Source organism: Streptomyces sp. NBC_01261 (genome assembly GCF_036226385.1).
Lineage (GTDB): Bacteria > Actinomycetota > Actinomycetes > Streptomycetales > Streptomycetaceae > Streptomyces.
The window spans coordinates 4,934,352-4,960,398 of sequence record NZ_CP108463.1 but is presented as its reverse complement, the minus strand read 5'-3'; the positions used below and the strand labels follow the sequence as shown (position 1 = coordinate 4,960,398).

Below are 26,047 nucleotides of genomic sequence, written 5' to 3'. Positions count from 1 at the left end.
GACCTGCGCCACGCAGGTCTCCGGCCCCAGGACCCCCGTATCAGACCCCAAGACTTACAACCCTGAGAGGGATTGACGCATAGTGCTCGACGTCAACTTCTTCGATGAGCTCCGGATCGGTCTGGCCACCGCTGACGACATCCGTCAGTGGAGCCACGGCGAGGTCAAGAAGCCTGAGACCATCAACTACCGCACGCTCAAGCCCGAAAAGGACGGACTCTTCTGCGAGAAGATCTTCGGTCCGACCCGGGACTGGGAGTGCTACTGCGGCAAGTACAAGCGCGTTCGTTTCAAGGGCATCATCTGTGAGCGCTGCGGCGTCGAGGTGACCCGCGCGAAGGTGCGCCGTGAGCGGATGGGCCACATCGAACTGGCCGCCCCCGTCACCCACATCTGGTACTTCAAGGGTGTCCCGTCCCGGCTGGGATACCTGCTCGACCTCGCCCCGAAGGACCTCGAAAAGGTCATCTACTTCGCGGCGTACATGATCACGTTTGTCGACGAAGAGCGCCGTACGCGTGACCTGCCCTCGCTGGAGGCGCACGTCTCCGTGGAGCGTCAGCAGGTCGAGAACCGGCGTGACTCCGACCTCGAAGCCCGCGCCAAGAAGCTTGAGACCGACCTGGCCGAGCTGGAGGCCGAGGGCGCCAAGGCCGACGTGCGCCGCAAGGTGCGCGAAGGTGCCGAGCGGGAGATGAAGCAGCTGCGCGACCGTGCGCAGCGCGAGATCGACCGCCTGGACGAGGTGTGGACCCGGTTCAAGAACCTCAAGGTCCAGGACCTGGAGGGCGACGAGCTCCTCTACCGCGAGCTGCGTGACCGCTTCGGCACGTACTTCGACGGTTCGATGGGTGCCGCGGCGCTGCAGAAGCGCCTGGAGTCCTTCGACCTCGACGAAGAGGCCGAGCGGCTTCGCGAGATCATCCGCACCGGCAAGGGCCAGAAGAAGACCCGTGCGCTGAAGCGGCTGAAGGTCGTGTCTGCCTTCCTGCAGACCTCCAACAGCCCCAAGGGCATGGTCCTCGACTGCGTCCCGGTCATCCCGCCGGACCTTCGCCCGATGGTGCAGCTGGACGGTGGCCGCTTCGCGACCTCCGACCTGAACGACCTGTACCGCCGTGTGATCAACCGCAACAACCGCCTGAAGCGGCTTCTCGACCTCGGCGCACCCGAGATCATCGTGAACAACGAGAAGCGCATGCTTCAGGAGGCCGTCGACGCGCTCTTCGACAACGGCCGTCGTGGCCGCCCGGTGACGGGCCCCGGCAACCGTCCGCTGAAGTCGCTGTCCGACATGCTCAAGGGCAAGCAGGGTCGCTTCCGTCAGAACCTGCTCGGCAAGCGTGTGGACTACTCCGCGCGTTCCGTGATCGTCGTCGGTCCGCAGCTGAAGCTGCACCAGTGCGGTCTGCCGAAGGCCATGGCGCTGGAGCTCTTCAAGCCGTTCGTGATGAAGCGCCTGGTGGACCTGAACCACGCGCAGAACATCAAGTCGGCGAAGCGGATGGTCGAGCGCGGTCGCACGGTCGTCTACGACGTCCTCGAAGAGGTCATCGCCGAGCACCCGGTTCTGCTGAACCGTGCGCCCACGCTGCACCGCCTCGGCATCCAGGCCTTCGAGCCGCAGCTGGTCGAGGGCAAGGCCATCCAGATCCACCCGCTCGTCTGCACCGCGTTCAACGCGGACTTCGACGGCGACCAGATGGCCGTACACCTGCCGCTCTCCGCGGAGGCGCAGGCCGAGGCCCGCATCCTGATGCTGTCCTCGAACAACATCCTGAAGCCGGCCGACGGTCGTCCCGTCACCATGCCGACCCAGGACATGGTGCTGGGTCTGTTCTTCCTCACCACCGACGGTGAACTCCGTGACGTCAAGGGCGAGGGCCGCGCGTTCGGTTCCACGGCCGAGGCGACGATGGCGTTCGACGGTGGCGAGCTGGCGCTCCAGTCGGCCGTGGACATCCGCTTCCCGGTGGGCACCATCCCGCCGCGTGGCTGGGTGCCGCCGGTCCGTGAGGAGGGCGAGCCCGAGTGGCAGCAGGGTGACACCTTCCGCCTGAAGACGACCCTGGGCCGCGCGCTCTTCAACGAGCTGCTGCCCGAGGACTACCCGTTCGTCGACTACTCGGTGGGCAAGAAGCAGCTCTCCGAGATTGTCAACGACCTGGCCGAGCGCTACCCCAAGGTCATCGTGGCGGCGACGCTCGACAACCTGAAGGCGGCCGGCTTCTTCTGGGCGACCCGTTCCGGTGTCACCGTGGCCATCTCCGACGTCGTCGTTCCCGAGGCGAAGAAGGAGATCGTCAAGGGCTACGAGGCGCAGGACGAGAAGGTCCAGAAGCAGTACGAGCGCGGTCTGATCACCAAGGAAGAGCGCACGCAGGAGCTCATCGCGATCTGGACCAAGGCGACCAACGAGGTCGCCGAGGCGATGAACGCGAACTTCCCGAAGACCAACCCCATCTTCATGATGGTCGACTCGGGTGCCCGAGGAAACATGATGCAGATGCGTCAGATCGCGGGTATGCGTGGTCTGGTGTCGAACGCCAAGAACGAGACGATTCCCCGTCCCATCAAGGCGTCCTTCCGTGAAGGCCTGTCCGTGCTGGAGTACTTCATCTCCACCCACGGTGCCCGTAAGGGTCTGGCCGACACCGCTCTGCGTACCGCCGACTCGGGTTACCTCACCCGTCGTCTGGTCGACGTCTCCCAGGACGTCATCATCCGCGAGGAGGACTGCGGCACCGACCGCGGCCTCAAGCTGCACATCGCGGAGCGCGGCGCGGACGGTGTCCTGCGCAAGGCCGACAACGTCGAGACCAGCGTGTACGCCCGTGCGCTGGCCGAGGACATCACCGTCGACGGCAAGGTGCTGGCCCCGGCCAACACCGACCTCGGCGACGTCCTCATCGACGAGCTGGTCAAGCACGGCATCGAGACGGTCAAGACCCGCTCGGTCCTGACCTGCGAGTCCGCCGTCGGCACCTGCGCCATGTGCTACGGCCGCTCGCTGGCCACCGGCAAGCTGGTCGACATCGGTGAGGCGGTCGGCATCATCGCCGCCCAGTCCATCGGTGAGCCCGGTACCCAGCTGACGATGCGTACCTTCCACACCGGTGGTGTGGCCGGTGACGACATCACCCAGGGTCTGCCCCGTGTCGTCGAGCTCTTCGAGGCTCGTACGCCGAAGGGTGTCGCCCCGATCTCCGAGGCCCAGGGCCGCGTGCGGATCGAGGAGACCGAGAAGACCAAGAAGCTCGTCGTCACCCCGGACGACGGCAGCGACGAGACGGCGTTCCCGATCTCGAAGCGTGCCCGTCTCCTGGTCAGCGAGGGCGAGCACGTCGAGGTGGGCCAGAAGCTCACCGTGGGTGCCACCAACCCGCACGACGTGCTGCGCATCCTGGGTCAGCGTGCCGTCCAGGTCCACCTGGTCGGCGAGGTCCAGAAGGTCTACAACTCGCAGGGTGTGTCGATCCACGACAAGCACATCGAGATCATCATCCGGCAGATGCTCCGCCGTGTGACGATCATCGAGTCCGGCGACGCCGAGCTGCTGCCCGGCGAGCTGGTCGAGCGTTCGCGCTTCGAGCAGGAGAACCGTCGTGTGGTCCAGGAGGGCGGTCACCCGGCCTCCGGTCGTCCGCAGCTCATGGGTATCACCAAGGCCTCGCTGGCCACGGAGTCCTGGCTGTCGGCGGCGTCCTTCCAGGAGACGACCAGGGTTCTGACGGACGCGGCGATCAACGCCAAGTCCGACTCCCTGATCGGCCTCAAGGAGAACGTCATCATCGGTAAGCTCATCCCGGCCGGTACGGGCCTGTCCCGCTACCGCAACATCCGGGTCGAGCCGACCGAGGAAGCCAAGGCCGCGATGTACTCGGCCGTCGGCTACGACGACATCGACTACTCGCCGTTCGGCACGGGCTCCGGCCAGGCCGTACCGCTGGAGGACTACGACTACGGTCCGTACAACCAGTGAGTAGCTGAAACGCGTTGAAGGGCGGCACCCCGTACGGGGTGCCGCCCTTCGGCGTTCCCGGATGCCGCTCAGTGCGGTGTCAGTTCCCAGGCGGTGACCACCACCGTGGCGATCGCGGCCAGGGCGCCGATGCTGGCGAGCGGCCAGCGGGAGCGTTCCAGGGCGTCCAACCGCTGTTCGTGGTCGGCGAGTTGGCGGTCGGTCTGGTCGCTGCGCTGGACCAGCAGCGCGAGCGAGCCGTCGACCCGGGCGAAGCCGGCCTCTACGGTCCCGCGCAGCCGTTCCAGTTCCACCGCGACGGCGATCGGGTCGGACAGGGAGGAGGGTTCGTTCACGCGTCCTCCCGTCCCGGCTCGGCCTTGACCGGCTTCAGCAGCGCGCCGTCCCCGGCCGCCGGCACGTCGGTGCGCAGCCAGGACGGCAGCAGTGCCTGTACGGCGGGCAGGGCCATGACCCGGGTGGCTCCGGCGGCCACGGCCAGTGCCGCGGCCACCCAGGGCAGGGTGTCCGGGACACCGGCGGTGTCGACGACCGCCGGCAGCAGGACGCACAGGCCGACAGCGGTCTGGAGAATGGTACGGAGGGTGTGCTTGGCGGCCTCTGACATGGGTGGACCTTGCCTTTCCGAGGGGTTCAGGAGTTGTACGGGACCTTCAGCGCGGCCCAGGAGGTGGCGCCGGGCCAGCCGTCGGCGGCGGTGCCGGTGTAGCCGAGCCTGCGCTGCCACTTGGCGTAGGAGGCTTTGTCCACGGCCGTCCACTGGGGGCCGGGGCCGGCGGTGTACGCCGAGCAGCCGACGGCGACGAGGCGCTTGCCCATCGCGGTGACGATCGCGGACTCGGGGTTCTTCTTGAACCAGTCCGCGCCGGGGAAGGGCTGGTAGGTCGGCCTGGCGGGCGGGGTGACCTTGGTGCCGAGGCGGGTGGCCACGCGGGTGCGGAAGTCGGCCATCGTGAAACCCCGCGGGTCGATCTTGGTGTTCGTCCACTCCTTGTGGCCGATCACCGAGTGGGCGTTCCAGCCGTGCGCTCGGCAGAGTGCGGCGGAGGCCCTGACCATCGCGTCCAGCTGGACCGCGGGCCAGGGGTCCTTGCCGTCGCCGAGGTTGACGCACTCGAAGCCGTAGAAGTGGACGTTGCCGTCCGTGTTGTTCTGGTTCGGGGCGGGGAGGGTGGGGCTCTGAGCGATGACCGCCTTCAGTACGTCTCCGTCGCCGCTGCCCGCGTGGTTGGCTCTGCCGTTGCCCACGAGGTGGACTGTGCCGTCCTTGGCGATGACTCCGTGGCAGAGGGGGCCGGGGAGTTCTGAGTGGCCGTTGTAGCAGAGGTTGACGGAGGGGGTGGTGCCGGTGGTGACGGTGTGGTGGATGACGATGCCGTTCACTGGGCCCCAACTGCCTTTGCTGTTGCGGTTGTTGGTGCGCCAGCCGGGGTGTTCGATGACGATGATGCCCTCGGCTTTGAGGGCTGCGATCAGGGTGTCGGGGGAGAGGGGTGTGGCCATGGGGTGCCTTCTTGGTCGGCGGGGTGGGCATGAAAAAACCCGAGCCGGGGGTGGGGGCTCGGGTTGTGTGCGGGGTGCGGAGGGTGGTTGCGTTCGCGGGGTGGTAGCCGCATGTTCGATACGGGCCCGCGCCCCTAAGGGGGGTTGGGGTGGGCGGGATGCGGAGGGTGGTCGCGTTCGCGGGGTGGTGGCCGCATGTTCGATACGGGTCCGCGCTCCTAGGGGGTTGCCGTTGACGTTGGTTCGGTGGCGCTGTCTTCGTCTCCTGAACCCGTTTCCGGTGGTGTCCACTTGGCGCAGAGCGCCGTGTACGCCGCCGTGTTGTCCACGAAGTTGGCCAGGGCTGCGGCTACTGCCTGTTGGGGTGCTGTGGGGTCGGGGACCACCGGGTTGGTGCCGATCGGGGGGACGGTGACGCGGCCGCTGCCGCGGAGGGTTGTGGAGTTGGGGCCGGACTCGGTGAACTGGGCGGTGACGGTGACCGGGGAGTAGAGGCCGGTGACCGAGTCGGGGGCGATGACGGTGTTGTAGCTGGAGTCGGAGACGTTGACGTAGACCGTGTGGCCGGCCTCGGTGATGGTGGCGCGGCCCGCGAAGTCGATGGCGAGGCCCCAGGGCTGGGTGGGGTCGATGTCCATGGGTTGTCCTTCCTCAGGTCTGGCGGCCGTACATCAGTACGGGGTTGACGTAGACGGTGCCGGAGGCGCTGGTGACCTGGGCCTGGACCTCGACCTTGAGGAGGCCGCCGTAGGCCGCGGAGAAGTCGGAGGCGACCGGGCCCGACTGGTCGAAGTCGGCTCCGGCGGCGACGACGGTGCCCCACTGGGCGCCGTTGACGAGGAGCTGGACGGAGCCGGTGGCGCCGGAGCTGGCACGGGTGTTCATGAGGAGCCGCATCTTCGGCTGCCAGACGACGTTGTAGGACATCGCGATGGTCGTCATCGTGGTCGCCGTGGTCTGCGGCCAGCGGGTGACGGTCGCGTCCTGCGGGGGCAGCAGGTTCAGCCAGGGCCGGGCGAGACCGCCGGTGGCGACGTCGTCGGAGATCAGCTCGCGCTCGGCGATGTCGTAGATGCGCAGGGGCTGCGCGGAGGTGGCGGTGCCGTCGCCGTTGTACATGCTCATGGCGCGGGTGCCGGTCTGGCGGCGGAGTTCCATGCGGTACTCGCTGGTGCCGGGCCACTTGCCGACCTTGAAGATCGGGGAGCCGGTGGCCGGGCCGACCTCCAGGGTGCCGCCGGAGACGGTGTTGAGGGCGGGGCGGGTGTTGACGGCGGTGGAGAGCTGCTGGATGCGGCGCTCCATCTGGGTGAGCCGGTCGATGATGTCTTCGGGGAGCTGGGGCATCAGACCTCCTCCAGGTAGAGGTCGGCGGTGTCGGGGCGGCCTCGCTGGGCGGGGCTGACCTTGACGCCGATGATCCGGTAGCGGGTGTCGAGGCCCTCGGCGTACCACTCGTCGGTGATCCGGATGCGGACCGTGCGGCCGATCAGCGCGGACGGGACCAGGTCGTCGAGGCGGACGCTGATCTCGGGGATCACCACCGCGCCGGTGGCGGCGGCCAGTTCGGTGCGGGCGAGGGCGGTGAGGGTGGCCGTGTCGGTGATGTCGTTGTGGTCCGAGGTGAGGTCGATGCGCGGGTAGCCGGCCTGGCCGATCAGGTCGTCGGCGACCGCGACGGTCGAGCAGAGCGGCCGGGACTCGCTGGCCTGGTCGGTGTTGGTGGAGGCGCCGCGGGCGCGGTCGGTGGTGCCGCCGCGGGTCGCGTCGCGCGGGAAGGAGTACGCCAGGATCGTGCCCGGGCGGTCCATCACCAGGTCGGTGGCGCCGGTGAGGATCTTCGGGCTGCCGAGCCGGAGGCGGCGCACCCGGGCGCCGGTCGTCGGGTCCGTGTACACCGAGATGTAGTGCTCGAAGCCGTTCTCCAGCGCGGCCAGGGCGTCCAGCGCGTCGAGGTAGACCGTCTCGTCGCCGTCGCGGTAGCTCGCCGAGCGGGTCACGCCGGAGGTCTCGGTGCCGTAGGTGACGCCGATGTCGCCGCCGGGCAGCGCGGTCTGGAGGTCGGTCCACAGGGTCCGGGCCACGTCCAACTGGTCGCCGTCGAGGGCCAGTTGGTAGTCCTCGTCGTACTCCGGTGTGGTCGCCCGGATCAGGCGCCGTCCCGCGTACGACTCGAAGGTCGCCGCCTGGATGCCGAGGGTGAGGACGCCCTTGTCGTCGCTCTGGAGGGTGCTCGTCCAGACGATGCCGCCCCACCACAGGTCGCTGCCGCGCTGGAGGTAGACCGAGGTGCGGCCCTCCTCGATCCGGCGGACCCGGGCGGCCATCGCCGCGTCCGGGACCGGGATGGTGCCCGAGAGCGAGCCGGCCTTGCCGATGTAGTCGTCGACGGTGACATCGCGCAGCGGCAGGATGTCGATGGTGTTGTCGGTGCGCAGGTCGCAGAAGATCGCCCGGTAGGGCGTGTTGACGGTGGTCATGCGGCGGCCTCGTAGGTGGCGGTGCCGATGATGGTGTGGCCGCTCGCCCAGGTCCACGGGCTGAGGGAGTCCACCCCGCCGGTGTTGGTGACGGCGGTGGCGTTGGCCTGGGCGGAGGACATGACCAGTTCGAAGGCGCCGGTGGTGGTGAGGGAGAGCCGGGCCATGGCGCGGTTGCCCGCGGTGTTGGCCGACATCTCGGCGAAGCCGATCCCCAGGCGGGTCGCGGCGGCGGCGACCGGCAGCGAGAAGCGCCAGTTGTCGTTGGTGGTGGGGCCGGTGCCGAAGCCGGTGGTGCTGCCGAACGTGATCTGGAAGTTCAGGTGCACGGTCGTCCCGGACTTGACGTACCGGCAGCTCACCGAGGCGTTGCCGAAGGACGGGGTCGCCGATCCGCTGTTGGTGGTCCAGGCCGGGGTCCAGCTCTGCCAGGTCGGCAGCACCGGGTAGTCGGCCCAGGCGGTGCCGTTCCAGCGCTGCAACTGGCCGCCCACGTCCCGGTATTGGCCCGGGTAGGCGCCGCTCGCGGTGTCGGTGGTGACCGGGAGGATGCCGCCGAGGCCGACCGTCGCGTTGCGGACGCCGGTGAGGGCGGTGGACCAGGTGATGCCGCCGGTGCCCGCGCTGGTGTTCTTGGGCACGCTGATCTGGTACAGCGGGATCGCGAGGTCGGGGGTGGCCGGGATCGCCGGGGTGGCCGCGGGGGTGCCCCGGACGATCTCCACGACGGCCTCGCTGCGGCCCGAGCCGTCGTAGACGTCGTCGTAGATCCGCAGGACGAGCAGGTCGATCCGGCCGTACAGGGCGTCGCCGTCGGCGAAGGTGACGTTCAGGTACTCGGTCAGCGCGACCGGGTAGGCGCCGCGGCTGTCGGTGGACTGGACGACCGCGCGGCCGGGGCTGACCGAGGCGGTCATGCTGCTCGCGGTGCCGGTCAGGGTGAAGCCGGTGATGCGGAACTGGCCGTCGGGGGAGCCCGGCAGGATGCCGGAGCGGGTGGCGATCGGCGAGGTCGGGGTGAGGGCACCGAGCGAGACGAGCCGGGTGTCCTCGCGGGACTGGCTGTCCGGGGACAGCCAGCCGGAGCGGACGGGCATGGCTAACTCCATTCAGGGTGTGGGGAGTTGGGGGTGTGTGCGTCAGGCGAGCGGGTCCACGCGCAGGTGGACGGTGTCGAACCAGCAGGTGACGCTCGACGACGTCGACCTGTGCATCGCGGTGACCGTGTAAGTGGCGCCCGCGGTGGGGGAGTTGAGCCGCAGCTGGGTCGAGACCGACTTGCTGACCGCGCCCGAGCCGGACGCGGCGCGCTCGTCGTCCGCTGCCCAGATCACCGTCGAACCCAGCGTGACCTGGGGGAGATGTGCGCGGTCGTGGTCTCGCTGCCCGCCGTGTCGACGCGTGCGCCGACGCCGATGATCACCGAACCGGAGGGCGGGGCAGTGAAGTTGAGCGTCAGCGCGGTGACCGCGGTGTCCGCGAGCGTCGCCGTGTACGTCGTCGAGGTGGTCGAGCCGGCGTCCAGCGACTGCGTGAACGCCGGGCCCGGCACGGCCGGCAGCCACGAACCGCCGTTCCAGCGCTGGAGTTGACCGGCCGCGGTGTCCCGGTACTGGCCGCTGTAGCCGCCGGTGGTGAGCACACCGGCCGGGGCGATCCCGCCGACGGCCTTCGGGTACGGCACCCGGGCCGTGCCGCTCCACCGCTGGAGGGAGCCCTCGCCCTCGTTCTCCGGTACTGGCCGCGGTAACTCCCCGCCACCGCACCGTTGTTGTGGACCGGGAGGATGCCGCCCACCGAGACGAGCGTGGTCCGCAGGTCGGTGATGGCGGTGGCCCAGGGGATGCCGCCCGTGCCCGCGCTCGTCCCGGCCGGGACCGAGACCTGGAACAGCGGCAGCGCCGGACCGGGGGCGGCCGGTGCGGCGGGCACGGCGGCCGGGGTGCCCTGGACGGTCTCGACGGCGGCCTCGCCGCGGCCGGAGCCGTCGGCCTCGTCGTCGTGGACACGCAGGACGACCAGGTCGACGCGGCCGTACTGGGCGTCCCCGGCGGCGAACGTCACCGTGACGTCCTCGTCGAGGGTGACCGGACAGGCGCCCTGGACGACGGCCCTGCCGGGGTGGACGACGGCCGTCATCGTGCCCGTCGTGCCGGCCATCCCCAGGCCGCCGATCCGGTACCGCCCGTCGTCGGTGCCCGGCAGGATGCCCGAGCGTCTCCGCAGCGGGCCGGCCGGGGTGGTGGCGCCGAGGGCGGTGTGGCGGGTGTCCGCCCGCGTCTGGCCGTCCGGGGACAGCCACCCGCAACGAACCGTCACGACACGGACTCGTACGTGCCGTGGATCGACAGCACGTCACCGGCCGCCCAGACGTAGGGCAGCGACTTGTCCCAGATGCCGTTGCTGGTGGCGAAGGTGTCGCGAATCGAGCGGACGTAGCCGACACCGCCGGCCGACGCGAGCAGGCCGCTGCCCTGGTAGAACAGCAGCGTCGAGGAGTCGTAGGCCTCCGCGCTCAGTACCCGGCCGTCGAGCTTCCACGCGGTGCCGTTCGGTGCGAACGGCAGCCGGAACGTCCAGTTCGCGTTGGCGTCCTGGGCGGTCAGGTTGGTCGTCGAGCCGATCTTCAGATAGATCCGGACGTGCACGACCGTCCCGAGCTTCGCGTACGACCCCGCCAGCGTGCCGTTGCCGATCACGGGCCCGGTGCCGGTCTCGGCGCCCCACACCGGGGTGTAGTCCGTCCAGGTCGGCGCGGGCAGGTAGTTCACCCAGGCCGTGCCGTTCCAGCGCTGCAGCACACCGGCGGAGGTGTCGCGGTACTGGCCGGTGTAGCTCGCGGTGGTGACCGCGCCGGCCGGGGCGATACCGCCCAGGGCGCTCGGGTACGACACCCAGGCCGAGCCGTCCCAGCGCTGGAGCGCGCCGCCGGAGTCGCGGAACTGGCCCGGGTAGGCGCCGTTGCCGGTCTCGCCGTACGCGGGGAGGATGCCGCCGACCGCCACGACGGGGGTGCGGAGGTCGGTGACGTCGGTGCTCCAGGTGATGCCGCCCTTGCCCGCGCTGATGCCCGCGGCGACCCTGACCTGGTAGAGCGCGAGGCCGATGCCGGGGATCACCGGGGCGACCGGGGTGGCCGCCGGGGTGCCCTTGACGATCTCCAGGGCGGCCTTCGTCTGGCCGGAGTTGTCGTAGAGCGAGTCGTAGATCCGCAGGACGACCAGGTCGATACGGGGGTTGGTGGCGTCGCCGTCGGTGAAGGCCAGGCCGGACGGCTCGGGGAGGGTGACCGGGTAGGCGCCCTGGGTGGCGCCCGCCGCGATGACGGCACGGCCCTCGTGGACGGTCGCCGACATGGCGCCCGCCGCGCCCTCCATCCAGAAGCCGGACATGCGGTAGAGGCCGTCGTACGAACCCGGGAGGATGCCGGAGCGGACCTCCAGGGGGTTGACGGGGGTGGTCGCGCCGAGCTGGGTCAGGCGGGTGTCCTCGCGGGTCTGGCCTGTCTCGGCCACCCATGCGCTGCGGAGGTTCATGTACGGGGCTCCTGTGGTGGGTGGGGTGAGGTGATGGGGCTGTGCGGTGCGTGGGCCGTCCCGATCGATCCCCGGCCGTGGCAACGGGCCCTGGGTGCACGCTGGTTCAGGTGCGGAGCCACTCCGCCGTGAAGTTGGTGGCGTAGCCCGAGCCGCCGAGGGTGGTGAGGGTGGTGCCGGAGTTCTGGAGGCCGTAGAGGGCGAGCTTGTCGCCCGCCGCGCATTTGAGGAGGGCCGTGCCGGTGACGCTGGTCGCGCCCGGGCCTGCTCCCACCAGCCAGGTGGCGCGGGGGACGCCGGCGCCGTTCTGGTAGATCCGGGCGCCGCGTGAGCCGGTCGTCGACTCGTTGAACCAGGTGAGGGTGCAGCTCACCCGCCACCAGCCCGCCCTCGGGACGGTGTAGGTGTTCGACCCCGACCAGCCGGTGACGTCGTCGACGTCGGTCGTCTGGAGGGTGATCTGCGTCCAGGGGCCGGAGGTGACGGACTGGGCGGTGGTCTGCTCCACGCTCAGCAGGATCTTCGAACGACCCTCCGCGTACTGCCAGTTGGAGCCGTCCCAGCGCTGGAGCAGACCGGCCGCGTTCTCCTGGTACTGGCCGGCGTAACTGCCCGTGGTCAGCGCGCCGATGGGGGCGATGCCGCCGACCGCCTTCGGGTACGACACCCAGGCCGAGCCGTCCCAGCGCTGGAACGTGCCGGGGGTGTCGCGGTACTGGCCGGGATAGGCGCCGTCGAAGCCCGACGCCGGGACGATGCCGCCCAACGCGGCCGTGGAATAACGGAGGTTGGTGACCGCCGTGCTCCACGACAGGCCGCCGTTCCCTGCCGAGGCGCCGGCCGGGACCGCTATCCGGTAGAGGGGGATGGCGTTGCCGTTCGGGGTGGCGGGGGCGGTGGGGATGGCCGCCGGAGTGCCCTGAACCAGCCGTAGCAGTGCGGTAGTTGCCCCCGTCCCGTCGTAGTCGTCGTCCAGTACGGCGAGTTCGACCAGGTCGATCCGGCCGTACTGGGCGTCGCCGTCCGGCACGGTCAGGGTCTCGGGGTCGGTCACCGCGACCGGGTAGGTGCCCTGGAGGATGCGGGCGCTCTGGACGAAGGCCCGGCCGGTGCCGATCGTGAACGTCATCGTCCCGGTGGCGCCGGTGAGCGCGAAGCCGCCGGGGACGATGCCGCCGCGTGCCTTCAGGGGGACGTTCTCGGCCGCGCCCGCGTTGATGGTGAGGAGGCCGGAGAGGGTGAGCCGGGTGTCCTCACGGGTCTGGTCGCCCGGCGTGAGCCAGGCCGCTCTGACCGTCATGCGATCACCACTCCGCCGAGCGCCAGCGCACGGACAGCTGCGCGCCGGTGTCGTAGGTGTCGGGGCGGAACGCCAGCTCGGCGCGGCCCGGTTCGAAGGCGAAGAGTTCTTCCGGGCTGCTGTCCGCTGCCGCGGTGTGGCGCCGGGAGGCCGTGGAGTTGAGGGTGACTGTCCCGGCCGCCGTGTCCACGACGAGTTCGTCGCCGGTCGCGAGACCGATCTCGTAGCGCAGGCGCCGGCCCGAAGTCCGGTCGGTGACCGTCGGGTTGGTGCAGGGGCCGGTGAAGGTCAGGACCGGGTGTGTGGGTGCCGAACCGGAGTTGTCGGCGCCGAGGTCTCCCGTGGACGACGCCTGGCCCCAGTACAGCGGCCAGGTCAGCGGCCAGGTGAGGCCGCTCTCCGGCTGCGGGGCGCCGGTGACGGCGGTCTGCTCGTCGACGGTGTACCGGCGCGGATCGGTGGCGTACCACTGCACGGACGACTTGGAGACGCCCTGCGTGGTGTACGTCCGGTCGGCGGCCAGCACGCGCTGACTCACCCGGGCCCGGACGGCCAGGGTCTCGCCGTGCAGCCGTACCGCGAGCCAGCGTTCGGAGTCGCCGAGCAGCAGGGACTGGCGCAGGGCGCGCATCGCGGCGAGCGAGGACGCGGTGTCGTCGCTCGGCGGGAGGGTCCACACCGAGCCGCCGACCTTACGGGGCTTGGCGTAGCGCGCGCCCGGCCAGGCGCCGTGCGCGGTCGGGTGATCGGCGTCGGTCGTGTCGTAGTCCGGCAGGTCCTCCCACCCGGTCAGTCCGTCACTGCCGATTTCGTACGGCGTGCCGGGGCCGAGCAGCAGCCCGGCCCATTGCAGTTGGCCGTCTCGGGTGATGAGGGTGCCGGGGGGGATGTCGTCGGTGGTGGTGGATGGGGTGGTCGTGAGTTCGGCCATGGGGCGTCACCTCGTTGGGGTGGGTGGGGTAAGGGGGTTTCGCCGGGAGGTTGTTCGTCGGCTGCGGGTGCGTTGTGGCTGGTCGCGCAGTTCCCCGCGCCCCTAGGGGGTGGGGCTGGGGCGGGGTTGAGTGGTTGCGCCTGCGCGGCGGAGTCGCAGATGGGTACAGCCCCGCGCCCGTGGGTGTGTTGCTGGGCCGGGGCTGAATCGTTCCGGTCTACGCGCGGGCGCCTGCGTGGGCCGTGGTCAGGAAGAGGAGGTCGGTGGCGGTGCCGTGGGCGCCGGTGCCGTGGGTTTCGTGGAACTGCTCGATGTGGTGGGTGGGTTGGGTGTGCCGGGGGGTGCGGCTGCGGGCGGCGAGGGCGCGTTGGCGGTCGAGGGCCGTGAGGGAGAGGACCTTGCCGGTGCGGGCGCCGGGGATCGCGATGCCGCCCTCCGCGAGCATCGGGATCTTGCTGAGGTTCACGCCGAACTTCTTGCCGAGGACGCTGAAACTGAGCTTGTTCAGGCCGTCTATCACCCAGTTCGCGAAGGCGACGAGGCCGGAGATTGGTCCCTTTACGACGCCGGCCACGGTCTGGGCGCCGGTCGTGACGAACTGGCCCATTGCGCGCAGGGTGTTGGTGGTGGCGTTCTTGATCCGGGTGAAGCCGGCCGGGATGTCCTTGGTGATCCAGTTCAGGACCGGCTTGACGGCGCTCTTGAAGCCGCTCCAGATCGCGGACACCTTGCCGCTGAGGGCGCGGGTGTCGCCGGTGGTCAGCGCCTTGAGGACGGCGAAGCCGGTGCCGATGACCGTGCCGAGGACGGAGAGGGTGGTGGTGATCAGGGTGAGGTAGCCGGTGACGTACGTGTTCACGGCGCCCGCGATCAGCTTCAGGATCGGGCCGAGGATCGTGAGGTAGTTCTGGACGTACTTCAGGATCAGCGTGGCCAGTTGGTCCATCAGGCGCTGGCCGGTCTCGGAGTTCAGGGCGATGTCCAGCAGCCAGCCGGCCAGGGGGAGCAGGATGCCGGCGACGAAGCCGAGGGGGTTGGCGCGCGTGAGGGCGTTGACGACGATCATCACGCCGGAGCCGATCGTCATCGCCGTACCGAAGGTGTCGAGCAGGCCGCCCAGCACCCCGGACGCGGCGATGAGGGTCCCGACGATGGCGAAGACACCGCCGAGGCCGGTGCTGAGCCTGCCGAGGGATTTCCTGGCGGAACTGACCCTGGTGGCCGCCGACTTGATGCCGGAGGCCGCCGTGGTCGCGCTCTGACCGGTTCTGGTGACCGAGCGGGCCGCGGTGTCCGCGTTCGTCCTGATCTGCTGTACGGCGGTGGCGCCCTGGGCCACGGGGGCGGCGACGCGGTCGAGGTCGGTGGCGGCGCCCGTGACGCGCTGGGCGAAGGACCGTACGCCCGACTGGGCCTGGTCGACCCTGGTCCGGAAGGAACGCAGGGCGGGGGCCGCACCGGCGAGGGGATCGCGGAGAGGGGCGACCGCGCCGCTCATCCGCGCGCCTTCGCCAGGAACATCAGCGCGTCGGCGGTGCTCTGCGGGGTGCTGGTCTGGGCGGCGTAGTAGTTCTCGATGTGCAGCGCGCTGCCGTCCGTGCCCGACATCCCTGCGTACGCCTGTCCGCGCGAGGCCGCGGCCTTGAGCAGCCGGTCGAGCTTGCTGAGCGGCAGGACGGCCTCCGCCTCACCGGCCTCGGCCAGGAGCGCCGGGACACCGCCGGAACGGGGCATCACGACACCGCCGGAGGCCAGCGCGGGGATCCTCGGCAGGCTGACGCCGAAGGTCTTGCCGCCGACCATCGGGACCCAGCCGGGGATGGAGACGTGGATGCCGTTGAGGGCGCCGATCGCGCGGTTGACGAGCCCGATGACCGCGTTGATCGGGTCGCGGACCGCGCCCCTGATGCCGTCGAAGGCCCGGCCGGCGATGCCCTTCAAGCCGCCCCAGATGCTGGACAGCCGGTCCTTCACGGCCCGGAAGGCGTCCGGGATCGCGGACTTGACCCAGCTGACGACCGGCGAGATGACGGCCTTGATGCCCTTCCAGACGTTCGAGACGACCGTGCTGATCGCCTTCAGGACGCCGGTGATGATCGACTTCCATACGTTGACGTAGGTCCTGATGACCGTGGCGACGGCCTTGACGATGTTCGTGATCGCCGTCTTGATGCCGCTCCACACCGACTTGATCAGCTTGCCCGCGTTCTTCATGATCGGCCCGATGGCCTTCATGACGCTGCTGATCACGGACTTGATGACCTCGAAGGCCTGCTTCAGGACCTTCTGCATGGTCTTCGAGTTGGCCACCATGTCGATGACTTTTGAGATGAGCGGCTGGAGCAGGCTCATGAGCATGCCGAAGAAGTTGCCCTTCATCGACCTGTTCATCTTGTCCTGGCCGGTGGCCGCCTTGCCCGCCCCGGATTCGTACTTGCCGAGATTGGCACCGGCACCGGAACCCGTCTTGCCGGCCTTGGCGAGGGACACCTCGGCGCGGTCGGAGGCGGTCTTGAGGTCTTTCAGTTCCTTTCCGGAGCCCTGGGCGGCGGTCTTGAACTGCTTGAGCTGACCTTCGCCGGACTTCGCCTGGTCACCGACGCCCTTCACGGCGGTACCGGCCGTGGCCGCCTGGGTCTGGAAGTTCTTGAGTCCGGTAGCCGTTCTGGAGAGTGCCTGCACGAGAGACATGTGTTATCCGATCCTTTCGCCGCTCTGGGTCACACCTGGTCCATTTCGACCGATCGCGCTCAGATACCTGCGAGGGCCTGACTCAGAGCGGTGACGGATGCTTTCAAGTCGTTGATGTTCTTCTTCGCGTTCTTTCCTGACCCTCTGGCGCTCGAAGCGTCCGTACCGGCTTTGCGTAGTCTGGTGACAAGACTTTCGATCTCGCGGGTTGCCTTGTCCGCGGATTCCTGGGCGCGGTGAATGCCCTTGTGCAGTCCTTCGGCGTGGGACTTCTGGTAGTAGAAGCGATCGAGGTCGTTCCGCAAGGAAGCGGTCTTTACCGACCCCTCAAGATGGTCTACCCTTCCGGGGATTCCCTTGAGTTTTGCTTCCAGCTCTTTCTTCTCTTTTTCTTCGTCTTTCTTCCTCTGCTTTTCCTGTGCCGCAAGTTGCAGCCGTGTCTGCTTGCCCTGCTTGTCGAACAACTCCTTGGTGAACTGAGCTGCGGACTTGAGGAAATTTGAGGCGTCGTTCTTCTTCCACTCCTTGAAGAGTGTGATGTCCAGCTTCAGTGCCTGTATGTCCACCTTGAAGAACTGAAGGCCGACGACGAGGCCGATCATCATCAGTCGGAATTCCTTGTAGTTTTTCTTCATCTCCTTGATGGTGACGCCCGTGGCGTCCACGTCCGCCCTGAGCTGCGAAACTGTCGGTGACAGTTTCTCGAGGTCGGAGAGTGTGGTCATGACGTTCGGCTTGTTCGGCGGAGCCTTGCCCAGTTCGGCCTTGATGTCCCTGATGTTGTTTTCGGCTGTCTCCAGATCTCGGTCGACCTGTGCCAGGCTTCGAGGCATGCGTCCTCCTTGGGCAGCAAGAAGGGCCCGGCTTCCGAAGCCGGGCCCAATTCGGGTGTGATGTGGTTCTGGTTACTTGTGTCAGAATGTTTCCGCCAGGATCAGCCAGGTCGCAAAAGCCAGGCCGACACAGCCGGCGCCCAACCCGAGGATCTCACTCGTCTTGAGTCTCCCTGGCAAGAGGGAGGGGAGATTGATGCTGCTCGGTGCTGCTGGGTCGTATATGACCTCGGTGCGATCTCCTTCCTTCGAGCCGAGGGGCGGATAGGGAACTCCATCTCCCGCCTCGGCCGTCATCTCTGTTCCGTCCGGCAGAGTGAAGACGACCACGGGATAATATGTCGGACTGCCGTCCTCGGCTGTCTCCGTGCGGAACCTGACCAATTCGGCCGTCGTTCTGATTCCGCGCAACCGAAGGCGGCAGCGACGTAGAACCTCAAATGCGAAACCTATGCAGATGACGCCGGTGATGGCGGCGCCGATACCGCCTGCCAGCCGCTCGATTGTCATGCCCGGACCGTACCCGTTCCCGACCCGCCCGATACCGGCCGCTCACCGGCCGATGGCAGCCGTCAAGGCTGAGACGGACCTGGCCGTCGGTGAGAAGAACTACTGCGCGGTTTCCTTGGCCGGCCGTGGGCCGAGGGGCAGGAGCGCCAGGACCGATACGCGGACGACGGTGCCGGCCAGCAGGGCCGTGAGGAGGCCGTCGACGTGGAGGCCCAAGTACATCTGGGAGTTGAGCCAGGAGACGAGCAGCCAGATCAGGGTGTCCTGAACGATGCCGATCACGGCCTGAAGCAGCAGCGGGATCGGGGGAGCGCTTCGGATGTCGTTCGGGTAGGTGTAGATCAGTTGGTTCAGGACGAGGAAGACGCAACTGCCCAGCACGATCGGCACCCATGACGGATCGTCAGTCGTCAGGCCGACACCGGGCAGGAGGGTGGCGAGCGCCACGCCCAGGCATGTGCCGAGCACCCGCCTTTTCTTGTACATGGCGAGAATCTTGGGGCGCGGCTCCTGGCGGACGCAAGGGTCCGGCCGGCCGCTACGCCTCCGGGTGCAGCAGCCCCGAACTCAGAGCCCCCGTGAACTCCGCCCACGCCCTCCGACTGACCGTCGCCCACGGGAGATCCGGGTGCTTCGAGTCGCGGAGCGCGATGAGGGGGCCGGTCTCAGCCATCTCGACGCAGGCGTTGGCGGACGCCTCGGAGTACGAGGACTTGCGCCACTTCGGCTCGGACACGGGGGTACCTCTTACAGGTCGTCGGCGATCGAGAGGATGAGGTCTCTCGACTTGTTCGGATTCAACGCGACCTGTTCGACCAAGTCCAGCCGTCGTCGGAAGTTGGCCAGTTGGGTCGGTGAGTCGAAGAACACCGCGCCGATGGGGGAGTCCACCTCCACCGTGTCCAGGTGGGCGCTGGCGGCAGAGATGTACATCATCGTGTCGCCTGCCATGGGGAAGCCCTCGGCGGTGAACGGGATCACGAGCAGCCGGACGTTGGGGCGCTCGCTCTCCTCCAGCAGCCTGCCGAGTTGGGCCTTGGCGACCCGGCGGCCTCCGGTGCGCATGCGCAGCGCCGTTTCGTGGACCAGGCCGATGTAGGGAACGCCCGGGGCGTCCGCGACCACGGTGTGACGTGCCAGGCGCTGGGCGATCCGCAACTCGACCTCCAGGCGCGGCAGTGCCGGGACGAAGAGGTCGAACAGTGCCCGTGCGTGCTCCTCGGTCTGGAAGAGGCCGGGGATGTGGGCGGTCTGCAGCGTGCGCAGGCCGGTGGCGTGGTGTTCGAGCTCCGCCAGGTCCAGGAAGTCCGGCGGGATTTTGCCCCGGTACTCGTCCCACCAGCCCTTCGACCGTCCGCCGGTCATCGAGGCGAGGGCGTCGATCAGTTCGGTGTCGTCGCACTCGTAGATGCTCGCGAGGCGACGGAGGCGCTCCTCGCTGATGCCGAAACGGCCGGCCTCGATGTTGGAGATCATCGTCCGGTCGGCGCCGAGCCGTTCGCCCGCGACCGGGGCGGTCATGCCGACGCCGTCACGCAGTCTGCGCAGCTCGGCGCCGAAGCGCCGTTGGCGAATGGTGGGGGTCTGTCGGGGTGCCATGGATCAACTCCTCGCTCGCGCGCACAGTTTGCCGACCTGCGAGCCGGGCGTCCACCTCGTTCGAGGATAGTACTCGTTTTAGTGAATTAGGTAGCACGCGTTTTAGTTCCACTAGTAGCTTGTGTTGCAAGCCACTCATCGACTTCCCGCGAGGTGAACGATGGACCTCCCTCCCTTCAACACCACCCCCACCCGCGTCGGTTGGGACACCTCCGCCCTCGACCCCCTCCGCCCCGTCGCCGAAGCCCGGCACCGTACCCGCGTCTGGCTTCAAGACCACTGGAAACTGGGCGAGTTGGCCGACTCCGTCGAGCTCGCCGTGGGGGAGCTGTGCACGAATGCCGTACGGCACGGCGGTGGGCTGGCGGGGCTGGAACTGACGCTCGGGGCCGGGCGGGAGTTCGCTCCGCCGTTCCTGCGGGTGATGGTGACCGACCACGCCCCCGGGCGAGTACCCGAACTGCCCGCGTGCGCCGACCTGTTGGACGAGGGCGGGCGGGGGCTGCGGCTCGTGGAGGCGTTGGCGCGGCGGTGGGGGTGGCACCGCACGGGGTTCGACGAGAAGCAGGTCTGGTGCACGTTCGCCGTGTGAGTCCGTGAGCCCGTGAGCTGTGACCGGTGCTTACGGCCGGCCGCCCCGTCCCCGCCCCGCCTCCGTCAGCGCGTCCGTCCAGCCCGCCGCGTACGCCCGCGACTCGCGCGTGAGCAACTCCTCGTACAGCCGGTCGAGCAGGGCCTCGCGGTTCGGCGCGGGGGAGCGCAGGAGGTGGGCGAGGTGGGCGTAGGTGTCGATCGGCTGGTGCGGGGAGTGACTCGTGCCAGTCGCCATGTCGTCGTCCTGCTTTCCTGTCTGTCCGCTCGGCTGGTGGTACAGGTGGCGCTCCTGGTGCGCTCGAAGCGTCGGTTCGAACTAGTGTACGAGTAATCCTGTGGTGGTGTTTCGTGTTTGCCGAAGACAGTTGCCCGCAGTGCGGTCCGGACCTGCGGTGATGTGGGGTGCGGTGGCGGTTGTGCCAGCTTGGTGAAGTACGGTCCGGCCGTTCTCCCGTCGGTGAACGAAAGGTGAATGACCAGGCCCGGTGCGGCATTTGGGGGCCTGTGTACGACGGTGGGCGGCGACAGGGCGGCCGTCCTCGCGCTGGGGGGCGCGGTGGGGCAGGGACGAGAGCAAGGCCTACGGGGTGGATGGGAACGCGAGCGACGCGCGGCAGACGCAGGTGATCGACTGGCTCGAACAGGCCCCCGATCTCCCTCACCTCATCGCCCGACTGTCCGAACTCGCCCTACGGCTCGGCCACGCTCCCGACGACCTCGTCATCCTTCCCCGCGCCGAACTCGACCGGCGTGCACTGGCCGCCTACAGCGCGGGTTGGGCCGACGTCGTCGACGAGCAACTCCCTGCCGTCCGGCGGGCGTACGAGCAACGCATCACCGCCGCCTACCTCCAGGGCCAGGAGGAGGCCCGCACCGGACGCCGACCGCGCCGGGAGCGCGAGTTCGGGGGTGGCGGCGGTGAGGTCATCCAGTTGCCTGACGTCCAACTGCTCCGCCCTCCTTCCGAGTTGACGCGGGTAGAGGAGCGCGGGGAGCGGGCGGTGGCGGACGGCCCTCGGAACCAGGACCAGGACCAGGTGGAACCCGATCCTGACCCCGACACCCTTGTCACCGCCCGCGATCTGCGGGAGAAGCGCACCGCGCCCGCCGAACGGCGTCCGGTCGTACGGCGCAACGGGCGGCCCGGCGTGCCCCCGCTCACCACCGGCGTCGGACGCGAGAAGGGACGTAGAGCGACGGAGTCGTCCGAAGGGTCACCGTTCCCCTCCTCCGACGGCGGCCGGGGTGAGAGGCGTTCCCGGCTCTCCGCCAAGGCCCGTGCCCTCGCTGACGAGTTGGAGGGGCGAGCTCCCGGGCGGCGGCGGGACGAGGAGCCGGGGCCCGTGGAGGACCCGGTCGGCCGACGGGAGTCGGCGGGCACCCTCGACGAGGGCACCGCCGCTCCGATCAGCCGAAGAAACGGGCCAGTTGGACCGTCGACGGCGTTGCGTCCGCCGCCGCTGCCGTCTTCTCCGGCTCGCTTCCGCCCGGCGTCTCCCCGCCCCCGGTGTCCGTGTCGTCGTCGTACGACGGGCGCGGTACCGGTGCCGGGGGGTCCGGCTGGTCGCCCTCCTCCGAGTTGGCGGAGGCGAACATCCAGTTGGCGGCGGCGAGATGGTCCACGGCGGCGGCCAGCAGATGGTCGGTCACCGACCAGTCGGCGACCTCGCCGTGCAGCTCCCGGTTGAGGGCGCTGTCGTGCGGCAACTGCCGTATGAGCACGGTGAGTCGGCGCGCGGAGAGCCGGTCACGGTGCCAGTCGAGCAGATCGATGCCGTAGTAGCGGAGCAGGTCCGCTTCGAGGGCCTCGGCGTGTTCGTCGACGAACCCGACGAGGCTCAGCCTTCCCCCAGGCCGAGCCCGGTCTCCTTGCCGTATGCCTCCAGGATGGCGGCGATGTCCTGCATCGTGACCTCGTGCTGCTCGAAGCGGGTGAACTGCTTCTCGCCCAGCAGGAGTTGGAGCAGCCCGTCCACGTCGTTGTCGTCGAGCTTGCGCAGCGCCTTGGCGGTGGCGCGGGTCAGCTCGGTGGGGAGGGTGTAGCTCTCGGTGTCGAGTTCGAACGACCAGGTACGGCCGAGGGCTTCGAGCCGCTGGGCGCGGGCCGCGTTGACGTCGAAACGGGTCATGGTGATGAGCGCTCCTTGACTGACGAACAGGTGCTTGGGAAAAGGGGAGTTGGGGACCGGGGTGGAACGGGCGCGCTTGCCCGTCCCACCCCGGTGGGTCAGGACGCGGCGTACGCGGCGTCCTTCATCAGGAAGCTGGCCAGCGGCGAACCGTCGGCCGCGGACATCGCGCTGAACGTGATGCCGAGCTGCGCCGCCGACTTGCGGGCCAGCTTGATGTCGTCCGACGCGGTGACCTGGCCGCGCGGGATGCCGAAGCGGTACGTCACGGTCGAGCCGTCGCTCGCCCGCACATCCGTGAACTCCAGCCCGAGGGCGCGGACATCGGCGAACGGGCGGTCGGCGATGTCGTACTGGTAGACGCCCGTCGAACCGGTCACCGCGTCGACCCCGCCGCCGCCCATGAAGAACGGCAGCGTGTCCTCGTTGAACTGCATCAGCGAGAACTTCAGGGTCAGGTCGCGGTCCGAGTACACGAAGTGCACCGGGCTGACGGCCTGCCACACGTCGACCGGCTCCAGCTTGTCCTTCTTGCTGAAGGTGACGCCGTCACCGGAGGTGAACCCGAGGTTCTTCCAGGTCGACCAGTCGGTCGCCCCGTCGGCGGAGAACGTCGACGGTACGGCCGTGTCGGCCGGGGCGACGTAGAGGCGGCCGACACCGGCGATGCGGATCTCGGAGGAGTTGGTTCCTGCCATGGTGAATCTCCTTGATTTCCAGGTGAGTTGGGGCTGTGGTGCTGCCGTACTCGGGAGGTCCGGGTACGAAGAAGGCCCCGCCGGGGGGTGGCGGGGCCTTCGGTCCGTGGGGCGTGGAGCGTCCGAGCGGATCGGGGGAGGGGATCAGTAGACGTCCACGTAAACCTTCATCACCGTGACGTAGCGGTTGGCCGCGGAGTAGAGGTAGTCGGGCAGCCAGCGCGGGCCGTCCTGCTCCTCGACTTCGGTGACGAGGTTCGTGCCGTACTTGTTGTTCGCCATCGCCAGTACGGCCTGCCGGGCGTCGTTGGCCAGGACGTGCGCGGCCTGCTTGGTCGGGCCGTACACCTCCAGCTCGATCAGCGGCTGGTCGACGTGGCGCTCGCCGACCCAGGCGCCGCCGCGCCGGTTGACGAACACGGCCGCGGCCGTGCCGTCGAAGCCGGTCGGCGCCTGTACGGCGACGATCGCGCCGGAGAGCCGGGGGTCGTCCTCCAGGATGTCGACGATCATCGCCTCGACGTCCGGGAAGGCGCTCGGTGGAGTGGGTGTGGTCATGCCGGGTCACCTCGGGGCAGCTTCGGGAGAGCGTGCGGGACGCGGCGGTACACCTGCACACCGCGACGAGGCACTGAGCGGCCGGCCTGCGGGCGCAGCTCCGCCGCTGCGCCAACTGTGACAGACGAGCGTGCGCGCACGCAACTAAAAGCCGAGAGTCGGGTGAGTGGGGGAGGTTGAGGGGGTGGGGGGAGAAGTCTGGGGGCGGCGAGGGAGGGACCAGTTCCCTCGTACCGCGAACCGGCGAACCGGTGACCGGAGGGGGCCGGTCAGTCGGTCATCAGCAGTCGTGCGTTCTCGTGTTCCACGTGTTCCGCGTGCTCTGCGGCGGGCACGTCGTTCGGCAGGAACTGTTCGGCCACGCGCACGAACATCTCCCTCCGGTCGGCCGGCACCCCCAGCAGGTCGGCGACCTCCTCCAGCGTGGGTCGGCGGCCGAACTCGGCGCTGGGCGCGGGGGAGGCCAAGTAGTCGTGCGGGTCGGCGAGTTCCTCCGCGGTGAGCCGGCCGGAGCGGATGAGCATGTCGCGGACCGGCACGCCCAGCACGCGGGCGAGCCTGCGGGTGGTTTCGAGGTCCGGCATGCTCTGGCGCTGCAGCAGGCGGGTGACGGCGGCCCGGTGGACTCCCGCCTCGTCCGCTATCCGGGACTTGCCGCCGCCGCGCGGGCTGTCGATGTCGTAGCCGCGGTCGCGCATCAGGTCCTCGACCCACGCGGCGAACGCGTCCAGATCCTGGCTGGTCATCTGTGTGCTCGCTTCCTTTGGATGGCAGCGAGTTTAGCTTGCTTGCGCGCACGGAATTACGTGCTCGCGTGCAAGCACCGAGGAAAATCCGTCCAATTAGGCGGAGGTTCGGTGGAGATGGGGGCGCAGGGGCCGGTTTCGTGACGGGTTGTCGTCACGGCTGTGAGGTGAGTGACCAGAGTTTAAGTTGCGGGCGCGCGCGCAATCTGTAAACCTGGACGGCCGGATGGCACGTGCCAAAAGCCTGTGCCACACCCGTCCGACAGGGAGGCCCCATGTCCACCGACTCCTGCCCGCCACCGCGCCCCTACGACGAACCTGCGGGCTGGCAGAACGCCGCCGCCTGCGCCGGACTCCCGCCCAAGGCGGTCTTCTCGAAGAAGGTCAAGGAGGCCGCCCCCGTCCTGCGGGCCTGCGCCCGCTGCCCGGTACGGCGGAACTGCGAGCGGATCGTCGCCCCGGCCGACAACTGGTTCGACGGCGTCTGCGGCGGCCGGCTCTACCGCTCCGGCCGCGCGGTCGAGATCCCCGCGCACCTGATGCCGGCTGCACCGGTCGGCTCGGTTGCGCTTGCTGCTTCGGCTGCATCGGTCGCGCCTGCTGCACCTGCTGCTTCGGCTGTACCGGTCGCACCCGCTGCACCCGCTGCGCCGATCGCGCCGGCTGCACCCGCTGCACCGGTCGCTCCGGCTGCACCCATTGCTTGGGCTGCACCGGCCGCTCCGGTTGCACCCATTGCTTCGGCTGCACCGATCGCCTCGGCTGCCCAGACCGCCCAGACCGCCCAGACCGCCACGATCGCGTCGATCGCGCCGATCGCCACGATCGCGCCGATCCCCCCGACCACGCCGATTGTCTCGGCTGCACCGGCCGCCTCGGCCGCCTCGGCCGCACCGGCCGCACGGACCGGCCTGACCGCTCAGGCGGTCCCAACCGCACGGTCGGCCAGGCGGGCCAGGCCGGTGCTGCCGGCTATGCGCGCTCCGCGGGGAGGCTCCCTTGCCTGACCCGAGTCAGGCGTCCGCCGCGACGGGCCCGACCGCGCACGCCGCTCTCTGGATCGGCACGCTGCTCCAGCAGTTCCCCGAACTCGCCGTCGAACTCGCCCCCGGCCGCACCTCCCCGGCCCACCGCGCGCCCGCCCCGGCGCCCCCGCCCGACCTCGCCGACCGGCTCCGCGAGGAACGTGCCGAGGCCCTCCTCCTGGAGCAGCGGCACGGACTCGTCGCCCCCGGCCACAGCGCGGCCCCGCTGCGCCTGCACATCTCCGACACGATCCGGGACATCACGGACGGCGTCGTAGAACTGGAAGAGGCCGTGCGGGAGCGGCTCGGGCTGCCGCGGGCGCGGCGGGCGGCCGTGCCCGAGCGGTTGCGGCGGATCGCCGGGCTGCTCGACGAGGTGGCCGCCGACGCCGTACTCGCGGCGCACGTGCGGGACGAGACCCGGCGGATGGCGCGGCGCTGTGCCCGCGCGCTGGGGGACAGCGAGACCGTCGTACGGGTGTCGGGGCGCTGTCCGTGGTGTGACTCGGTGTCGTTGCGGGCCTTCCCGGACCGGGGCGCGGTGCTCTGTGTGAATCCGGCCTGCCGTTGCTCGGTGCCGGACTGCGGCTGCCAGGACGACCCGGCCTACCGGCACACCTGGAACGAGGGGGAGTGGGACCGATGACGACGTTCACCAGGGGTGGGCTGCCGACGCTGATTCCGGGGCCGCTCGCCGCGCGGGAGGCCGGGGTCGCGCCCGCCACCATCCGCAAGTGGGTCCAGCTCGGGCGTCTGACACCGGTCGGCAGGGCGGGGCGTGCGCAACTGTTCCGGCTGGAGGACGTGTTCGCCGCGGAACGCACCGTCCGCCGCTCTCGCTGACACCGGCCACTCCGCTCCCCTCTATACGAGGGCGGGGTGGCCGACCTCTTTCGGTCCCTGTGGGGAACCGGTGCCGTTTTCGGTGCGTT

Annotated in this window: 32 protein-coding genes; 6 read left to right on the top strand and 26 right to left on the bottom strand. The window is 69.4% G+C overall.

Annotation, left to right across the window (positions count from 1 at the left end):
• The first annotated feature begins 82 nt into the window (after positions 1–82).
• Positions 83–3,982 (top strand): DNA-directed RNA polymerase subunit beta', encoded by a 3,900-nt coding sequence (locus OG226_RS21665; RefSeq protein ID WP_328680157.1) that lies wholly within the window; start codon positions 83–85, stop codon positions 3,980–3,982.
• Positions 3,983–4,050: 68 nt separating this feature from the next.
• On the opposite strand, the gene OG226_RS21660 is transcribed toward OG226_RS21665, so the two are convergent.
• The 9 genes from OG226_RS21660 to OG226_RS21620 all read right to left on the bottom strand — a co-directional run bounded on the left by OG226_RS21660 (position 4,051) and on the right by OG226_RS21620 (position 9,649).
• On the bottom strand, positions 4,051–4,317 hold the full coding sequence (locus tag OG226_RS21660) for a hypothetical protein (RefSeq protein ID WP_266769420.1): 267 nt from the start codon (positions 4,315–4,317) through the stop codon (positions 4,051–4,053).
• A complete protein-coding gene (locus tag OG226_RS21655; protein ID WP_329349757.1) occupies positions 4,314–4,589 on the bottom strand; it encodes a hypothetical protein in 276 nt (91 codons plus the stop codon). Before OG226_RS21655 ends, OG226_RS21660 begins: the two co-directional genes overlap by 4 nt.
• A gap of 26 nt (positions 4,590–4,615) precedes the next feature.
• On the bottom strand, positions 4,616–5,485 hold the full coding sequence (locus tag OG226_RS21650; protein ID WP_329349756.1) for a peptidoglycan-binding protein: 870 nt from the start codon (positions 5,483–5,485) through the stop codon (positions 4,616–4,618).
• Positions 5,486–5,703: 218 nt separating this feature from the next.
• Positions 5,704–6,123 (bottom strand): ATP-binding protein, encoded by a 420-nt coding sequence (locus tag OG226_RS21645; RefSeq protein WP_329349755.1) that lies wholly within the window; start codon positions 6,121–6,123, stop codon positions 5,704–5,706.
• 13 nt (positions 6,124–6,136) lie between these two features.
• Positions 6,137–6,832 (bottom strand): hypothetical protein, encoded by a 696-nt coding sequence (locus OG226_RS21640; RefSeq protein WP_328680153.1) that lies wholly within the window; start codon positions 6,830–6,832, stop codon positions 6,137–6,139.
• Positions 6,832–7,965, bottom strand: coding sequence for a hypothetical protein (locus OG226_RS21635; RefSeq protein ID WP_328680152.1), 1,134 nt, complete (start codon positions 7,963–7,965; stop codon positions 6,832–6,834). The genes OG226_RS21640 and OG226_RS21635 overlap by 1 nt, the downstream gene beginning before the upstream one ends.
• Positions 7,962–9,062 (bottom strand): hypothetical protein, encoded by a 1,101-nt coding sequence (locus OG226_RS21630; RefSeq protein ID WP_328680151.1) that lies wholly within the window; start codon positions 9,060–9,062, stop codon positions 7,962–7,964. The genes OG226_RS21635 and OG226_RS21630 overlap by 4 nt, the downstream gene beginning before the upstream one ends.
• A 42-nt stretch (positions 9,063–9,104) precedes the next feature.
• On the bottom strand, positions 9,105–9,299 hold the full coding sequence (locus OG226_RS21625) for a hypothetical protein (RefSeq protein ID WP_329349754.1): 195 nt from the start codon (positions 9,297–9,299) through the stop codon (positions 9,105–9,107).
• Positions 9,296–9,649 (bottom strand): hypothetical protein, encoded by a 354-nt coding sequence (locus OG226_RS21620; RefSeq protein ID WP_329349753.1) that lies wholly within the window; start codon positions 9,647–9,649, stop codon positions 9,296–9,298. Before OG226_RS21620 ends, OG226_RS21625 begins: the two co-directional genes overlap by 4 nt.
• Positions 9,650–9,738: 89 nt before the next feature.
• Here OG226_RS21620 and OG226_RS21615 point away from each other — a divergent pair, with 89 nt between their 5' ends.
• Positions 9,739–10,341 carry a hypothetical protein gene (locus OG226_RS21615; RefSeq protein WP_329349752.1) on the top strand — a complete coding sequence of 201 codons (603 nt, stop codon included), beginning with the start codon at positions 9,739–9,741 and terminating at the stop codon, positions 10,339–10,341.
• Here the strand turns inward: OG226_RS21615 and OG226_RS21610 are convergent.
• The 10 genes from OG226_RS21610 to OG226_RS21565 form a co-directional block, all read right to left on the bottom strand.
• A complete protein-coding gene (locus OG226_RS21610; RefSeq protein ID WP_329349751.1) occupies positions 10,281–11,501 on the bottom strand; it encodes a hypothetical protein in 1,221 nt (406 codons plus the stop codon). The genes OG226_RS21615 and OG226_RS21610 overlap by 61 nt on opposite strands.
• A 106-nt stretch (positions 11,502–11,607) precedes the next feature.
• Positions 11,608–12,801: a hypothetical protein gene (locus OG226_RS21605; RefSeq protein WP_329349750.1), complete on the bottom strand. Its 1,194-nt coding sequence runs from the start codon at positions 12,799–12,801 to the stop codon at positions 11,608–11,610.
• 4 nt (positions 12,802–12,805) lie between these two features.
• The gene (locus tag OG226_RS21600; RefSeq protein ID WP_328680143.1) at positions 12,806–13,732 is read right to left on the bottom strand and encodes a phage distal tail protein; all 927 of its coding nucleotides are present in this window, start codon (positions 13,730–13,732) and stop codon (positions 12,806–12,808) included.
• A 217-nt stretch (positions 13,733–13,949) separates the two neighbouring features.
• The gene (locus tag OG226_RS21595) at positions 13,950–15,230 is read right to left on the bottom strand and encodes a tape-measure protein (protein ID WP_329349749.1); all 1,281 of its coding nucleotides are present in this window, start codon (positions 15,228–15,230) and stop codon (positions 13,950–13,952) included.
• The gene (locus tag OG226_RS21590; RefSeq protein WP_329349748.1) at positions 15,227–16,423 is read right to left on the bottom strand and encodes a phage tail protein; all 1,197 of its coding nucleotides are present in this window, start codon (positions 16,421–16,423) and stop codon (positions 15,227–15,229) included. The genes OG226_RS21595 and OG226_RS21590 overlap by 4 nt, the downstream gene beginning before the upstream one ends.
• A gap of 59 nt (positions 16,424–16,482) precedes the next feature.
• Positions 16,483–17,256 carry a hypothetical protein gene (locus tag OG226_RS21585; RefSeq protein ID WP_329349747.1) on the bottom strand — a complete coding sequence of 258 codons (774 nt, stop codon included), beginning with the start codon at positions 17,254–17,256 and terminating at the stop codon, positions 16,483–16,485.
• A gap of 81 nt (positions 17,257–17,337) precedes the next feature.
• Entirely contained in the window at positions 17,338–17,766 is a 429-nt protein-coding gene (locus OG226_RS21580) for a DUF3592 domain-containing protein (protein WP_329349746.1), read from the bottom strand.
• 99 nt (positions 17,767–17,865) lie between these two features.
• Positions 17,866–18,252, bottom strand: coding sequence for a hypothetical protein (locus tag OG226_RS21575; RefSeq protein ID WP_329349745.1), 387 nt, complete (start codon positions 18,250–18,252; stop codon positions 17,866–17,868).
• Between the two features lie 52 nt (positions 18,253–18,304).
• On the bottom strand, positions 18,305–18,502 hold the full coding sequence (locus OG226_RS21570; RefSeq protein WP_329349744.1) for a DUF397 domain-containing protein: 198 nt from the start codon (positions 18,500–18,502) through the stop codon (positions 18,305–18,307).
• A gap of 11 nt (positions 18,503–18,513) precedes the next feature.
• Complete coding sequence (locus OG226_RS21565) at positions 18,514–19,365, bottom strand: helix-turn-helix domain-containing protein (protein WP_328680136.1); 852 nt, start codon at positions 19,363–19,365, stop codon at positions 18,514–18,516.
• 160 nt (positions 19,366–19,525) lie between these two features.
• Here OG226_RS21565 and OG226_RS21560 point away from each other — a divergent pair, with 160 nt between their 5' ends.
• The gene (locus OG226_RS21560; protein WP_329349743.1) at positions 19,526–19,957 is read left to right on the top strand and encodes an ATP-binding protein; all 432 of its coding nucleotides are present in this window, start codon (positions 19,526–19,528) and stop codon (positions 19,955–19,957) included.
• Between the two features lie 30 nt (positions 19,958–19,987).
• Here the strand turns inward: OG226_RS21560 and OG226_RS21555 are convergent, their stop codons facing one another.
• From OG226_RS21555 to OG226_RS21525, 7 genes are all read right to left on the bottom strand, one after another.
• Positions 19,988–20,194 (bottom strand): hypothetical protein, encoded by a 207-nt coding sequence (locus tag OG226_RS21555; RefSeq protein WP_328680134.1) that lies wholly within the window; start codon positions 20,192–20,194, stop codon positions 19,988–19,990.
• Between the two features lie 454 nt (positions 20,195–20,648).
• Positions 20,649–20,906 (bottom strand): hypothetical protein, encoded by a 258-nt coding sequence (locus OG226_RS21550; RefSeq protein ID WP_329349742.1) that lies wholly within the window; start codon positions 20,904–20,906, stop codon positions 20,649–20,651.
• Between the two features lie 460 nt (positions 20,907–21,366).
• Positions 21,367–21,666 carry a hypothetical protein gene (locus OG226_RS21545; RefSeq protein ID WP_443066900.1) on the bottom strand — a complete coding sequence of 100 codons (300 nt, stop codon included), beginning with the start codon at positions 21,664–21,666 and terminating at the stop codon, positions 21,367–21,369.
• A 131-nt stretch (positions 21,667–21,797) separates the two neighbouring features.
• Positions 21,798–22,088, bottom strand: coding sequence for a hypothetical protein (locus OG226_RS21540; protein WP_033280001.1), 291 nt, complete (start codon positions 22,086–22,088; stop codon positions 21,798–21,800).
• A 98-nt stretch (positions 22,089–22,186) separates the two neighbouring features.
• Positions 22,187–22,786 (bottom strand): phage tail tube protein, encoded by a 600-nt coding sequence (locus OG226_RS21535; protein ID WP_328680132.1) that lies wholly within the window; start codon positions 22,784–22,786, stop codon positions 22,187–22,189.
• A gap of 144 nt (positions 22,787–22,930) precedes the next feature.
• Positions 22,931–23,344, bottom strand: a complete 414-nt coding sequence (locus tag OG226_RS21530) for a hypothetical protein (protein ID WP_033280003.1) — start codon at positions 23,342–23,344, stop codon at positions 22,931–22,933.
• Between the two features lie 269 nt (positions 23,345–23,613).
• Positions 23,614–24,090 carry a helix-turn-helix domain-containing protein gene (locus tag OG226_RS21525; RefSeq protein WP_329349741.1) on the bottom strand — a complete coding sequence of 159 codons (477 nt, stop codon included), beginning with the start codon at positions 24,088–24,090 and terminating at the stop codon, positions 23,614–23,616.
• A gap of 275 nt (positions 24,091–24,365) precedes the next feature.
• Here OG226_RS21525 and OG226_RS21520 point away from each other — a divergent pair, with 275 nt between their 5' ends.
• Genes OG226_RS21520 through OG226_RS21510 form a run of 3 tightly spaced genes read left to right on the top strand, consistent with a single transcriptional unit; the run spans position 24,366 to position 25,958 of the window.
• Entirely contained in the window at positions 24,366–25,097 is a 732-nt protein-coding gene (locus OG226_RS21520; RefSeq protein WP_329349740.1) for a WhiB family transcriptional regulator, read from the top strand.
• Positions 25,090–25,761 carry a hypothetical protein gene (locus OG226_RS21515; RefSeq protein ID WP_328680129.1) on the top strand — a complete coding sequence of 224 codons (672 nt, stop codon included), beginning with the start codon at positions 25,090–25,092 and terminating at the stop codon, positions 25,759–25,761. The genes OG226_RS21520 and OG226_RS21515 overlap by 8 nt, the downstream gene beginning before the upstream one ends.
• Positions 25,758–25,958 (top strand): hypothetical protein, encoded by a 201-nt coding sequence (locus OG226_RS21510; RefSeq protein ID WP_328680128.1) that lies wholly within the window; start codon positions 25,758–25,760, stop codon positions 25,956–25,958. Before OG226_RS21515 ends, OG226_RS21510 begins: the two co-directional genes overlap by 4 nt.
• Positions 25,959–26,047 lie beyond the last annotated feature (89 nt).